This window comes from Spirochaeta isovalerica (assembly GCF_014207565.1).
Lineage (GTDB): Bacteria > Spirochaetota > Spirochaetia > DSM-2461 > DSM-2461 > Spirochaeta_F > Spirochaeta_F isovalerica.
Map to the genome: position 1 here is coordinate 274835 of NZ_JACHGJ010000003.1, position 13383 is coordinate 288217.

Below are 13383 nucleotides of genomic sequence, written 5' to 3' on the forward strand. Positions count from 1 at the left end.
CGGATTTATTTTGAAATGCCCTATTCGAGGCTTCCTTCTTTCGTTCTGGTTTTGGAGTAGGCCAGCAGAAGGAGAGTTCCGAATACACCGGTTGCGATGGCGCTGCTGATAAAAGCGACAAAACCCTGTGCGAACACCAGATTCACCGGCTCGGAATAGATCAGGATATCCAGAAGAGGAGCGACAATGACCCAGGCAATAAGGTGAGAAACAGCCTGTACAGCATTAAAGATAAGAATTTCCTTCAGTCCGAATACTCCCGATTCGCTGTCGATCCATTTTTTAGCCATTCCGAAAAGAAATCCCGCGACGCCGCTGGCGATGACCCAGCTCCACCAGGCTGATCCCCAGAGAAACGTATCACTGAGCGCATGACCGATAAAGGCTATGAGAAATCCCGAAATGGGCCCGAAAACCACGGCAAAGAAACTTCCGATGGCATAGGCCGTATGGAATTCTGTGTTTGCCACGGGAGAGGGGATTTTCACATACATGAAAAGAACCGTAAATAATGCCGCGCCGATAGCTGTCGCTACCAGAGTCCGAGTGTTGAATTTGAACACGCTGTACCTTCCTTTATACATAATTAAAATATAGTTAAATACATATGTATTTCTGTCAAGTAATTTTCACACCCTGTAACATAGATTCTAAACAACTGGTTATTTAGGCACAGAAATGCTAAAATTCTCTCATGGGTTACATTCTAAGCGAACTTATGCTCATCTTCCACTTTTCTCTGATTTTTTCTTTGACAGTGCTTTGCTCCATTCTCTATTTCAGAACGCGGGATAGAGTCATCTTCCGCTTTTTCAGCCTTCTGGCTCCTTTATTTCTCTATTTGCTGGTGACTCTGATCTATTATTTGTACGGGGAGGAGCTCAATCTCTTTTTCGGATCGGCTACTCAGGGGCTCTCTCTTTTCTCGCTGGTCTTTATAAGTTTTCTCATCCCCTTTGTCATTTACGGCACGACCAGTTATATGCTTTCCCTGCTGGAAATAGGCAGCCGCGAAAGAAAAATCGGCACAGCCATTACCAGGATCTGTTCTGTCATTCTCTTTCTCATCAGCCTGTTTATCATTATATATCTGAACGGAAGTAACTGGAGAGGCGCCCTGACGAGGGGACTCAATGAGCTTTTTCTCTACAGCAGTCTTTTTCTGATTCTGCCGGCCATTGTCGCCACTGTGTTTCTCAAGCGAAGCAGCGAGAGAGATAATCGCCGCCTTCTGACGGATATTATGATTTCCTTCTATCCCATGCCGGTCTATTTTACAGTGGATATCCTCTTTTTCAGAAATCTGCCCTATAAAATGGTTTATCTTTCCTATTCTATTTTTTCCCTTATGATTTATTTCTATATCTCAAGACATTTCTTTCAGCGCTATGAACCGGCGCCTGATGAGAAACCTCTCGACCTCAATGACTTTTTCCGGGAAAAAAACATAAGCGAAAGGGAACAGGAGATCATTGAACTGTTGATTCAGGGGGTGTCAAACCGGGAAATGGGCGAGACCCTCTACATTTCCTACAACACCGTAAAAACCCATGTGAGGAATATTTACAGGAAACTGGATGTGTCCAATAAGCTCCAGCTTCTCTATCTTCTCCGCCATCATAGGGACTGAATATTCCGCGATGCGCATTTATTTCCTGGTTTCACATTCATCTTCCGATCCGGAATCCCTATCACCCGAAAAGGTTAGCATCAAATACCGCTGCAGGATGAAGGTAATCATTCCCTGAGACGATTTATCAAACAGTCTCAGAGGCTTATGTTTTAAACATGAAGTATGAAAAAACCGTTTTTATGACGGGAGCCGCCGGCCATATGGGCTACGAGGGATTGAAGCTCCTGGCAGAGAACAAGTCGGTCAAATTGAAATTGCTCTCTCTGGGCGACCGGAAAAGCCGGACAATTCTGGCTCCCTACAAAGCTTATGAAAATGTGGAAATAATCGAAGGGGACCTGACTCATTATGACGATGTTCTCCGCGGCATCAGAGGATCGGATTATGTTCTTCATGTCGGGGCGATAATCCCCCCGGCAGCTGATCATTTTCCCGATCTGGCCGAACGGGTCAACTTCGGGGGAACACTCAATATCATCCGGGCCATAGGGGAGCAGGATAACTCCGACCGGATAAAGCTTGTCTATATCAGTACAGTCGCGTCCATGGGCGACCGCATGCCTCCCATACACTGGGTTCGGACCGGAGACCCTATCAAAGTGAGCCGTTTCGATTACTACGGGGCCAGCAAGGTGAAGGCGGAAAGAGCGGTTATGGAATCGGGACTGCCGTTCTGGGTTGTTCTGCGCCAGTCGGGAATGCTCCATCGCGATCTTCTGAAAATCATGGATCCCATTATGTTTCACCAGCCGCTGAACAATCATATGGAGTGGTCTTCCGCCGATGATTCGGGACGGATACTCAACAATATCTGCACTATGGATCTGCCCGATCCCTTCTGGCGTCAGGTCTATAATATCGGGGGTGGCGAGGAGTACAGGAAAACCAATTTCCAGTTTATGGCCGAAGCCTTTCAGGCTATGGGTTTTTCCGACTTCCGCAAAATTCTGACGCCGCGTTTTTTTACCTCGGGGAATTTTCACGGATGCTGGTACCTCGACTCGGACCGCCTCGATAAGTGGCTACACTTCCGTCAAACACCATATGGCGTTTTCTTTAAAAAACTGAAGGATGCCCTTCCGTCCATCTATAAACTCAACAGGTTGATACCGGCGGAACTGATAAAGAACTGGGTTATGAAACCCCTTGCCATGAAGGAACAGGGGCCGCTCAACTGGATCAGGAAAAACCGGACTGACAGAATCGAAGCTTTCTGGGGAAGCCGCCAGCAGTGGGAGAAGATGCCTGAGAAATGGGACGATTTCCAGTTGCTGCGGAACCCTGAACCGATAAAAATCGATCAGGGGTATAATTCCGGGAAGGAAGACAGAAAACTCCAGCTGAAAGATTGCCGCATAGCAGCGGCTTTCCGCGGAGGTCTCTGTCTGAGTCCCCGAATGCATCATGGAGACATCTATTCGCCATTGGACTGGACGTGCTCCTGCGGAGAAGAATTTTCCGCCTCTCCTTTTACTGTTTTGAGAGGGGGACACTGGTGCCCCCGCTGCGATCTTGACTCAGAGAATTACAGCAGGAGAGCCGCTGCAAATCCCTTTTTTGCCCAGGTTTACCGGTAGAAACTATCCGAGAGCCCTCTTATAGAAGTTTTTCATATCTTCAAAGAGAGCTATCCGGCTCGAAGCTCTGCCGTAGAACATATGTCCCCCGGGGTAGTGCCTGACAGTCAGTTTTTTCCTCTGATCTTCAGTGAGCTTCATCAGAGCGGCCAGCCTGTCCGTAGAGAAATAGGGAGTGACCAGATCGTAAAGACCATGAGTGATATACACTTCCATGTGGCTGTTAAGACTCATTCCATAGCGAAGTTCGTCGGTGGCTCCTGTCAATCCGTCGAGAGAGTGGCTTCTTGTATCGTCTTTCCAGCTCTGATTCACTTCCATGCTCAGAAGCTCGTAGTCTCTGTCTGTTTTCAAGCCGATCTGTTCCCTCAGCTGGCTGTTGATTCCCGCCGTAAAAACACGTGAAATGGTGTGGAGCGTCGGGTCAGGGCCGCCCAGCTCGTCGCGGTCCGGGAAGGGGTCGTCCTGGATCTGACTGATATCGTATAGTCCCAGGAGCTTTTTCTTCTCTCTCAGCAGGTTCTTCACAAAGAACTCGATGGATATCCGTCCGCTTTTTGCTTTTACCGTGGCCCGGGGCAGTCCGATATAATCGGCCGCCGTTGTAAGAACTCTGTTTCTGGTTGCCTCCGGATAGATTTCTCCGGCTGCCAGTACGGGCAGCAATTCTTTCAAGGCAAACTGAGCCGCCCGTTCGCGATAGGCTTCATGGGTTTCCCCTTTCTGAATTTTTCGCGACAGGCCGTGTATCGCCGCAGCTTCGGCCATGGTCGGGAATGTATCGACCCAGGGGAGGGCGTCGTAATCGGAACTGTTGAGCAGGCTGAATTCCAGTGCCGGCGAAATCAGAACAGCTCCCGCCAATCCGATACCGTAGTCTTTCTGTGCCATCTTTGCCAGTTTGGCCACCCGGAATCCCCCGTAGCTCTCTCCCGCCAGGAAGACGGGACTCTCCCAGCGGTTGAATTGCGAGAGGAATTTGGCCATGAACTCTCCGAGAGACTCCAGGTCCCGCTTGACCTGCCAGTACTCCACATCTTTCTTTCCCTTCTCTTCTTCTTTTTCCTTTTTTTCATCGATCATCCGGCTGAAACCGGTTCCGACGGGATCGATAAAGACCAGGTCAGAGAAAGCGAGCCAGCTTTCGCCGTTATCTTTCAGGACATAAGGCGGAGCTGTGGGAAGACCGTCCTCCGTAAAATCCATTCTCCGGGGGCCGATAGCACCCATATGGAGGTAGGCGGAAGAAGCGCCCGGTCCCCCGTTGAAAACAAAAGTCACCGGACGGGGTGTTTTGGTCTCTTCAGTGAGGAAATAGCGGACATAAAACATCTCCGCTTTCGGCTTTTCATCTTTTCTGAGGACAATCCAGTCGGCTTCCGCTTCGTAATCAAAGGCTTTGCCGTCGGATCTATATGAAAAAAGGTTGCGGGAACCTTCCGGTTTTGTGTAATCGTTTTTCGTTGAGGGGGTTTTCTGTTCTTCAGACATGTACTGCTCCTTTCTGTTTTGTACTAACGCTTATGTTTTAAACTAACTCTGATCACCGCATCAGGCAAGAAAAGAAACTTGCTGTCTATTGAGGGCAAAAGGGATTACACTGTTTTTGTATGAAAAACGGAACAGACAGCCCCTGGTGGAAAGAAACTACGGTTTATCAGATTTATCCCCGTTCGTTTCAGGACAGTAACGGAGACGGGATCGGCGATCTGCCGGGAATTATCTCCCGTCTCGACTATATTAAGGCTCTGGGATTTGAAACCATCTGGATTTCCCCTTTTTTTGCCAGCCCCCAGAAGGATTTCGGATACGATATCTCCGATTATAAAGCTATTGCTCCCGAGTACGGAACGATGGAAGACTGCGACCGGCTTATTGATGAAGTCCACAGGCGGGGCATGAAAATCCTGTTCGATATGGTTCTCAATCATACGAGCGACGAACACCCCTGGTTTATCGAATCGGCTTCATCGAAAGACAATCCCAAGCGGGACTGGTATGTCTGGCATGACGGTAAAGGTCCGGGAAAACCGCCGAACAACTGGCTCTCCCAGGTGGGAGGCAGCGGATGGCATTTCAGCAAACAGACCGGACAGTGGTTCTGGGCTGCCTTTCTTCCCTTTCAGCCCGATCTGAATTACCGCAATCACGAAGTTAAGGAAACCATGTTCAATATACTCCGTTTCTGGCTCGACAAGGGTGTCGACGGCTTCCGCCTCGATATCATCGGCGCTATCTACGAGGATGAACAGTTCCGGGACAACCCCTTTTCTTTCCGGCTCCTGCCGGGACCGGAGAGCGGTGACAAGTTTTTCCGCTCGGTGGAGATGATAGAAAATCTGCCTGAGACGATTGAATTTGCCCGGGAGCTCAGATCGGTTCTCGATGAGTACGAAGGGCGTTTCCTCATTGGGGAAACTTTCGGGTCCCTTAAAGCCCTCAGGGATTTTACGGGTAGGGAGAAGCCGGACGGTCTGCACAGCACCTTCCTTTTCAAAACCATGATGACGCCCCTGAAAGCCTCTGCCTTGAGAAAGCTGATCCGGGAGCAGGAAGAGACGTTTCCGGAACCGTGGATCCCCACATGGGTATACGCCAATCATGACAGTATGCGATGTATTTCCCGCTATAAAGGTAATGAGAGGCTCCTCCGCCTTCAGGTTCTCCTTCAGCATACGGCAAGAGGGATTCCCGTAACCTATCAGGGCGAGGAGATAGCCATGAAACAGTCTCCCATAGGCCATAAAGACGCTCTGGACCCTGTCGCCCGTGCCTACCGATGGATGCCGGGTTTCCTTTTCAATTTTTTCAACCGCATGACCCGGGGTGCCATGAACCGCGACGGCTGCCGGACGCCGATGCAGTGGGACTCCGGTCCGAACAGCGGGTTTTCGCCTCCCGGCTGTGAGACATGGCTTCCGGTCAATGAGGATTACAGAATTTGCAATAGGGATCTTCAGCAAAATGACAGCGAATCTCTTCTGGGTTTTTACAGAAGGCTCCTCTCGCTCCGCAGAGGAGAAGAGGGACTTCGTTCCGGGGCTTTGATCCTTCCTCAACAGGAGAACGGCTCTGCGCTGCTGGTTTATGATAGAATCGGAAAGGAAAAAAAATTCAGAATGTATATGAATTTTTCCCCTGATCCGCAAACGCTTTCCGGGGTAGAAAGGGAAATTCCGATTCTCTCTACTGAATTCAGCAAAACGGGAAATTGCAATTTAACACTCCTGTCTCCTTATGAAGGACGGATTTACATCGTGGAGAAACATGGGATATAGTCGTATTCAGCTACCTGACCGGTGACACATAATGAAAGGGATAGGCCGGAAAGAGCGGCTCAAGCCGCCCGGGAACGCCTTTTGGATGAAGGATTGAATAATGAAACCGCAAAACATACTCATTACGGGAACGACGATCGGAGGCATCGGCTTTGAGGCGGCTCTTGAGCTGGCCCGGAGAGGGCATAAGCTCCATATAACCACCCGTTCCCTTCAAAGAGCCGAAGCTGCTGCCGACCTGATAGATAAAGAAACCAAAAAGTTCAGACCCGAGCCCTATGCTCTCGATATATCCGATTCAGTTTCTATAGATGAGTTAGCCTCGAAGATAAAAGATTCGGGTATAAAACTGGATATTCTCATAAACAACGCGGGGATTCTCAAACTCGGCCGTCATTACACGGCGGAGGGTGTCGAGCTGACAAGGGCCGTCAATTATCACGGGACAAGAGATCTGACTGAAGCTCTTCTTCCCGTAATCAATGATGGCGGCAGGATTATTAATGTCTCTTCCATCGTATCGGCTTACGGCAATAAGGAGAGGGAGAATTCTTCCGGTTTTAAAGCTTATTGCGATTCGAAGCAGGCACTGAATCTCTACACACAGGAACTGGCTCTCCGGCTGTCCGACCGCCGCATATCTGTCAATGCTCTTCATCCCGGCAGTTATATTTCCAATATCTGGAAGGGGATCTGGCCGGAAAGCCGGATCATGACCGCTTTAATCGGGCTGGTGGAAAAATCCGGGATGCTTTCAGTCAGAAAAGGGGCCGTTACCATGGTGTATCTGGCGGAATCTGATGATGTTGAAAAGGTGACGGGGGGATACTTCAAAAACCGGCGTTCCATTCCCTGGCCGAAAAACTGCCTTTTCGAAGGAGAGGCGATATGATGAGAATCAACGGCGTGTTCTTTTCTCCGACCCATACGTCGGAAAAAATACTCAATGGGGTTATTGAAGGAATGGGATCTGATCCCTCTTCCATGGTGAACCTGACATACGAAGAGAGTTTCAGCGATTACAAAGAAGAGGATATCGTCCTCTTTGCCCTGCCCGTATACAGCGGCAGGATTCCCGTCACGGCTTTAAACAGGCTGAACAATCTGAGGGGGAAGGGAACCCGGGCGGTGGTGATCGCCGTCTATGGCAACAGAGCTTTTGATGATGCCCTTGCGGAGTTGAACGATGTCGTCGAGTCTCTGGGATTTTCCGTCATTTCAGCAGCAGCATTTATCGGCGAGCACTCCTATTCGGAGGAAAATTATCCCATCGCCGAGGGCCGGCCCGATCATTGGGATCTTGAAAAAGCCCGGGATTACGGAGTGAAACTGAGGGATATTTTAGCTGAGGGCAGAGAGGCCGGGAAACCGGATATTCCGGGAAACCGCCCCTACCGGGAAAGATCTCCTGAAAATTCCGTTCATCCTGTGACAGATAAAAATCTCTGCACGCTCTGCCTGGATTGTGTCGCGGTCTGTCCGACGGGAGCTATCGACAAATCGTCCCCTGCCTTGACAGAGGGAGACAAATGTATCAAGTGCTGCGCCTGTATTAAAATCTGCAGCGTCCATGCCAGAGCTTTTCACGATCCGGGAATGAAAGCTATAACCGAAAAGCTGTTCAATCATTTCCGTGAGAGAAGGGAGCCTGAGTTTTTCTTCTGACTTAGCTCATCCGCCGGCGGACCGGTAGAATTTCAGAGCGTATCTCCAGAAGAGCAGTGCGCCGGCCAGAAAGAGAAAGCCCGCGGCAGGTGAAAACCATCCTGTCGAAGCCGCGCTTCCCCCGGGATCAGCTTTATTAATTATAATCAGGACCGGATAATAATTGACCGCGGCAAGTGGTACGATATAGGTGAAGAAATAACGGAAAGGCGCACTGTATATTGATACGGGATACCGTCCGGTCTCCTGCCCGCCGTAGGTCAGGGTGTTCATAAGTTCCAGAGATTCAATAGTCCAGATGGAAATCCCTGCCTGGATTATCATTAGTCCGCAGAAAAGGGCCATGGAACCTGAAACAGCCCATAGCAGGATCATGATTTTCAGAAGAGAAGGATTCCACTGGAGCTCACTCAGTCCGTAAATGAGAACCGCTGTTCCGACAATTAACCGACCGGTCCGTCTCAGAGAAAACTCAAAACCGAAAAGCTGGAGTTCCGTCGAACGGGGGCGGAGGAGAATCCTGTCCAGTTCTCCCGTCCGGATAAGCTGACCCGCTCTTTCAAAACCGCCTGAAATCATCTGGCTCATAGCGAAGCCTATGGAAATCATTCCGTAAAAAACGGAAGCTTCTCCCAGACTCCATCCTTTAATATTTCCGAAACGGTGGAAGAGGGACCAGACACCGGCAAATTCCGAACCGATTATCAGAAGTTGTCCCAGCATCTGCAGGAGAAAAGATTTTCTGTATTCCATCTGGGATTTGAGAGACTGGGCTGCGTATTGCCGCCAGACATATAAGGAATTCATATCAGCCTCCCTGGATTATCAGGCGCTTTAAGCCTCTGTTCACCATAATCCTGCCGAGCAGGACAAGCGCGGCAATCCAGAAAAGCTGAATCATCAGGGAGCTGAAGACGGCCATACCCGACAGATCACCATTATAAATCCTGAAAGGAATATCGAGCATCCCCCGGAAAGGGAGAAAAAGAAAGACAAGCTGCAAGCTCTCGGGAAAAAAGGGAAGAGGGATGATGATTCCTGAAAAAATCCAGACAAAGGAAGGCAGAAGCTGATCGACGCCTTCAGCGGAAATCGTCCAGAGTGCGGTAACCGACATCAGCACGGAGAGCGCCGCCGCCAGAAAAAAGGCGCTGCTCAGGGAGAGCATGAAGAAAAGGAAGACTTCAAGAGAACCGGGCGGCTTGAGGGCGATGTTTTCCAGCCCGATCCGGGGAAAGACAAACATTGTCAGGGCAATCATAGGGGCAACCCTCAGAAAAACAGAGCCTGCCCGGACAGCCAGAGCTCTGAAGTACCAGAACAGATAAAGATCCACGGGACGGCTCAGTTCGTAGGCCAGATTCCCTGTGCGGATCAGCTGGGTGAGTTCCCGGTCGATGCGGAAGGGGAGAATCAGAAGAAGAGCCTGTCCCAGCCACAGATAGTCGATGACCTGACTGAAATCCATGGGCTGCCGGCGGACAGAAGACTGAAAGAACCCTGTAAAAATCATCACTTTGATAAAACCGAAAAACAACTGGGTTCCAATGCCGGCCCAGGCGGCGGCCCTGTACTGCAGCTGAACCTGAAAATTGGCCTTTAAAACCGCGCTGTATGGACTCATGGCGAAACCTCTCCGACCTCTTTGTACAGCTGGGCTATGATCTCGTCGATCGGTACGTTTTCCAGGTAGATATCTTTTACCGCATAGCTGTCCATAAGCTCCCGGACCAGTTCGGCAGGGGATATGCTTTCGGGATCGAATTCCAGTTCCCACCGGTTCCCTTTGACGGAGAGGACCTTCGCCTTGTGGTGGCTCAGCTTCCGGCTCTCTTCCGTTTCTATGAGAAGCCGTCGACGGTTTGTCAGTTTTCTCCTCAGATCTTCGATTGTGCCGTCGAGATAGATTTTTCCCTCTCCTATGACAAGAACACGGCTGCACAGTGCTTCGATATCATCCATATCATGAGTCGTCAGGATAACCGTGACCCCTCTTTCCCTGTTGATCCGCCGGATAAATTCCCTTATCGCCAGTTTGGACAGGGCGTCGAGGCCGATCGTCGGTTCATCGAGGAAAAGAATCGGCGGACTGTGGAGCAGGGAAGCGGCGATTTCGCAACGCATTCTCTGTCCCAGACTCAGCTGCCTCACGGGGACGGAGAGCAGGGGGGCCAGTTTAAGGAGTTCCGTCAGTTCCGCAACATTGCTGTTGTATGTTTCATCGGGAATCCTGTAAACAGCTTTGAGCAGCTTGAAGGATTCTCCGACAGCCAGATCCCACCACAATTGGGTTCTCTGGCCGAAGACGACGCCTATGCCGGAAACATGGGCGACCCTTTCTTTCCACGGAGTCCTCCCTTCGATCAGGCATTTTCCCGAATCGGGAGTCAGAATCCCCGAGAGGATTTTTATGGTTGTCGACTTTCCGGCACCGTTCGGCCCGATATAGCCGATCATCTCTCCTTTCCCGATGGAGAACGAGATACCGTTCAAAGCGTGGATCTCCCTTTTCTTTCCTGAGAAAAGGCCTTTCAGAGCCCCTTTCAACCCTTCTGATTTTTCGCTGATAAAAAAACTCTTCCGCAGGTTCGTTACTTCAATCTGAGGCATTCGCTCTCCTGAAAAGGGAATGGCTTCCCGAGTCTTTAGACGATGCAACTTGATCCTCAGAGGGGAAACATTGGTTGCGCTGATAGTGAGGTGAGGAGAATTGTAAAGGAACAGGAAAAATGGCGCAAGGGCTTTTTCGTTATCTGGTCTTCAAACCGCTCGGACATATCTGAATGCATTCCCGGTGCTTTGTTTAAGCCAATTGATATTTCGCTCGAAAAATATAGAGAAGAAGTAAAAAAAAATAATAAAATGTATTAAAACTTATATTGAGGAAGTTATATGAAAATATCTATAAGAACAAAAATTCTGGCAATAAATATATTGATTACAGCAGTACTGCTCCTCTTTATCGGATTTTCCTATGAGAGGAGCCGGGCAAACAGTAGAGTTTTTGAAGATTTGATTAAGGTCTCCGCCGATTATAATACGCTAAGAGATATCGAAGTCGAGATAATTAATATCTGGCAATACCTGACTGATGCCAGTCTGACGGGCGACAGTGCTGTTATCTCAAACGAAGCGGCTGCGTCCCGGCGCCGGATAGGTGAAAAACTGTCTGAGCTTAAAAAACAGGAGCCTGAATTCGGATCCGCAATCGAGGCTGTTTCAAAATCACTGGACCAGTTCTGGAAAAGTGGCGTGGACATGCAGAAAGCCTACGGACTATCCCGGGCTGAAGGAAACCGGTCCATGGCAAATTTCGACGGGATGGCCGATCAGATGCTTCTCAGTCTTGAATCCCTGTCGGAACCGCTGCGCACCAAAAGAAATAATGCTATAACCCTCTATTTCGGGAAGCTTACGGCAACGAACATAATACTGGTTGTCGGAGGGGGGGTACTGGCTGTCTTTATCATCCTGTCGGGTATTTTTCTCAGCCTTATTATATCTCGTCCAGTCAGGGCGGCGACTAGTTCCCTGGAGGATCTTGTCTCCAGCAAGGGGAACCTTTCATTTTCACTGGAACTGAAAAATCGTGATGAAATAGGAGATATGGCCTCTCAGTTTAATCTTTTCCTGGGGAAAATAAAGGAAATGATGATTGCCATTTCTGAGATCGTCAACAAAAACAACAAGCTGGGAGCCCATCTCTCCGATGCCTCCAAACAGACGGCGAAATCCGTCTCGGGGATTGTTGAAAGTATTTCCGGTATCCGTTCCAACAGCGAAAGCCTGGACCGGTCGATCCAGCAGGCTTCGGCGGCCATCGAGGAAATCCGCCAGTCCATTTCAAGCCTGAACAATCAGGTGGAACAGCAGTTTTCGGCAATTGAGCAGTCCAGCTCTGCCACAGAGGAGATTATGGCTTCGGTGACCAATGTGGCGACCATTGCGAAAAACAGACTGGCTTCCATGGACTCCATAGTCGCCCTGATCCAGAAAGGCGGGGAAAAAGTCGAGTTTACCAGTGAGATTATTCAGGAAATACAGAAGAACGCCGACGATATGCTCGATATGATCGATATCATCAACAATATCTCCAGCCAGACCAATCTTCTGGCCATGAATGCATCCATCGAAGCGGCTCATGCGGGAGATGCGGGGCGGGGATTCTCCGTCGTCGCCGATGAGATACGAAAACTGGCTGAAGATACGGGAGAACATGCGGGCCGGATAGGCGAGAGTCTGAAATCCACCACGGAAAAAATTGCCGAAGCGACCAAAGCCGGAGAGGAAAGCGAAGAAGCGCTCAATGTCATCAACAATGAAGTCGGTCTTTTTTCCAATGCTCTCCGTGAGGTTTCCTCTTCCATGAATGAGCTTTCGGTAGCCAGTAATGAAATCCTCCACTCAGTAGAGACCCTTATGGATACGAGTGGCATTGTCCGCGACGCTTCCAAGGAAATGGACCTGGGGGCTTCCGATTCTCTCACGTCCATCCTGGAAATCAAGGAAATTTCCGCTCAGTCGCTCCAGAGAATCGCCGAAGTTTCCATTCAGACAGAACATCTCAATTCCGTCTCCCTCCAGGTCGCCTCTTTCGGAAATCAGAATAAGTACAACAATACCCTATTGAGCAATGAGCTCTCACAGCTTGAGACAGGCTTTGTCGCCGATCAGGATACTGAGGTTCAGGTTGGGATCGACTGGTCCGACCTTCTTTCTGTGGGTATTGATAAAATGGATAGTGAGCACAAGGAGCTCTTTGTCCGGATTAACTCATTGCTTAAAGCTCTGATCTCCCGTTCCGGCGACTATAATATCGCGGAACTGGTGGGATTTATCAACGAGTACATCGACTTCCATTTCCGGGATGAGGAAAAGATGCTGGAATCGGTGAACTTCCCCCATCTGGATGCTCACAAAAAACTCCATAAGATATATGAAGATGAGTTTGATCAGATCGAGAAGAAGCTGAGATCCGGGGCTTTCGATGCCTCTCTGCTAATCGAAATTCAGGATAAGGTCGTCAACTGGCTTCTCGATCATATTGCCAAGGTCGACAAGAAGTACGGCGAGTATATCGCTGAGAACGGTTTGAATCCGAAACCCTGAGTTTCATTTCCCTAAATGATTTTAAGACTCTGCTTAAGCTGAAGCTTGCGGAGGAAATCCCCGGTCCGGATTTCCTCCGGACTTCAACAATTCCCGACCACTGTTTGAAGCTCTCATTTTC

General features: G+C 49.5%; 11 protein-coding genes. 6 read left to right on the forward strand and 5 right to left on the reverse strand.

Annotated features, from left to right (window positions below):
• Positions 1-20: 20 nt before the first annotated feature.
• Complete coding sequence (locus tag HNR50_RS10850; protein WP_184746787.1) at positions 21-584, reverse strand: ECF-type riboflavin transporter substrate-binding protein; 564 nt, start codon at positions 582-584, stop codon at positions 21-23.
• 110 nt (positions 585-694) lie between these two features.
• Between HNR50_RS10850 and HNR50_RS10855 the strand changes: the two genes are divergently transcribed.
• Positions 695-1630, forward strand: a complete 936-nt coding sequence (locus tag HNR50_RS10855; protein ID WP_184746788.1) for a LuxR family transcriptional regulator — start codon at positions 695-697, stop codon at positions 1628-1630.
• A 158-nt stretch (positions 1631-1788) separates the two neighbouring features.
• Positions 1789-3210, forward strand: a complete 1422-nt coding sequence (locus HNR50_RS10860; protein ID WP_184746789.1) for an NAD-dependent epimerase/dehydratase family protein — start codon at positions 1789-1791, stop codon at positions 3208-3210.
• A gap of 3 nt (positions 3211-3213) precedes the next feature.
• Here the strand turns inward: HNR50_RS10860 and HNR50_RS10865 are convergent, their stop codons facing one another.
• On the reverse strand, positions 3214-4701 hold the full coding sequence (locus tag HNR50_RS10865) for a S10 family peptidase (RefSeq protein ID WP_184746790.1): 1488 nt from the start codon (positions 4699-4701) through the stop codon (positions 3214-3216).
• A gap of 119 nt (positions 4702-4820) precedes the next feature.
• On the opposite strand from HNR50_RS10865, the gene HNR50_RS10870 reads away from it, so the two are divergent.
• From HNR50_RS10870 to HNR50_RS10880, 3 genes are all read left to right on the forward strand, one after another.
• Positions 4821-6488, forward strand: coding sequence for an alpha-glucosidase (locus tag HNR50_RS10870; protein WP_184746791.1), 1668 nt, complete (start codon positions 4821-4823; stop codon positions 6486-6488).
• A 100-nt stretch (positions 6489-6588) separates the two neighbouring features.
• On the forward strand, positions 6589-7380 hold the full coding sequence (locus HNR50_RS10875) for an SDR family NAD(P)-dependent oxidoreductase (protein WP_184746792.1): 792 nt from the start codon (positions 6589-6591) through the stop codon (positions 7378-7380).
• Entirely contained in the window at positions 7377-8153 is a 777-nt protein-coding gene (locus tag HNR50_RS10880; RefSeq protein WP_184746793.1) for a 4Fe-4S binding protein, read from the forward strand. The genes HNR50_RS10875 and HNR50_RS10880 overlap by 4 nt, the downstream gene beginning before the upstream one ends.
• Before the next feature lie 6 nt (positions 8154-8159).
• Here HNR50_RS10880 and HNR50_RS10885 read toward each other — a convergent pair whose 3' ends face one another.
• Genes HNR50_RS10885 through HNR50_RS10895 form a run of 3 tightly spaced genes read right to left on the reverse strand, consistent with a single transcriptional unit; the run spans position 8160 to position 10763 of the window.
• The gene (locus tag HNR50_RS10885; RefSeq protein WP_184746794.1) at positions 8160-8960 is read right to left on the reverse strand and encodes an ABC transporter permease; all 801 of its coding nucleotides are present in this window, start codon (positions 8958-8960) and stop codon (positions 8160-8162) included.
• 1 nt (position 8961) lies between these two features.
• Positions 8962-9777, reverse strand: a complete 816-nt coding sequence (locus HNR50_RS10890; protein ID WP_184746795.1) for an ABC transporter permease — start codon at positions 9775-9777, stop codon at positions 8962-8964.
• On the reverse strand, positions 9774-10763 hold the full coding sequence (locus HNR50_RS10895) for an ABC transporter ATP-binding protein (protein WP_184746796.1): 990 nt from the start codon (positions 10761-10763) through the stop codon (positions 9774-9776). Before HNR50_RS10895 ends, HNR50_RS10890 begins: the two co-directional genes overlap by 4 nt.
• A 282-nt stretch (positions 10764-11045) precedes the next feature.
• Between HNR50_RS10895 and HNR50_RS10900 the strand changes: the two genes are divergently transcribed.
• Positions 11046-13262, forward strand: a complete 2217-nt coding sequence (locus HNR50_RS10900) for a bacteriohemerythrin (protein ID WP_184746797.1) — start codon at positions 11046-11048, stop codon at positions 13260-13262.
• Positions 13263-13383: the final 121 nt, after the last annotated feature.

Excerpts from the sequence above, each read along its gene's own strand:
- HNR50_RS10850 (WP_184746787.1), bottom strand. The coding sequence starts at position 584 with ATGTATAAAGGAAGGTACAGCGTGTTCAAATTCAACACTCGGACTCTG.
- HNR50_RS10855 (WP_184746788.1), top strand. The coding sequence starts at position 695 with ATGGGTTACATTCTAAGCGAACTTATGCTCATCTTCCACTTTTCTCTG.
- HNR50_RS10860 (WP_184746789.1), top strand. The coding sequence starts at position 1,789 with ATGAAGTATGAAAAAACCGTTTTTATGACGGGAGCCGCCGGCCATATG.
- HNR50_RS10865 (WP_184746790.1), bottom strand. The coding sequence starts at position 4,701 with ATGTCTGAAGAACAGAAAACCCCCTCAACGAAAAACGATTACACAAAA.
- HNR50_RS10870 (WP_184746791.1), top strand. The coding sequence starts at position 4,821 with ATGAAAAACGGAACAGACAGCCCCTGGTGGAAAGAAACTACGGTTTAT.
- HNR50_RS10875 (WP_184746792.1), top strand. The coding sequence starts at position 6,589 with ATGAAACCGCAAAACATACTCATTACGGGAACGACGATCGGAGGCATC.
- HNR50_RS10880 (WP_184746793.1), top strand. The coding sequence starts at position 7,377 with ATGATGAGAATCAACGGCGTGTTCTTTTCTCCGACCCATACGTCGGAA.
- HNR50_RS10885 (WP_184746794.1), bottom strand. The coding sequence starts at position 8,960 with ATGAATTCCTTATATGTCTGGCGGCAATACGCAGCCCAGTCTCTCAAA.
- HNR50_RS10890 (WP_184746795.1), bottom strand. The coding sequence starts at position 9,777 with ATGAGTCCATACAGCGCGGTTTTAAAGGCCAATTTTCAGGTTCAGCTG.
- HNR50_RS10895 (WP_184746796.1), bottom strand. The coding sequence starts at position 10,763 with ATGCCTCAGATTGAAGTAACGAACCTGCGGAAGAGTTTTTTTATCAGC.
- HNR50_RS10900 (WP_184746797.1), top strand. The coding sequence starts at position 11,046 with ATGAAAATATCTATAAGAACAAAAATTCTGGCAATAAATATATTGATT.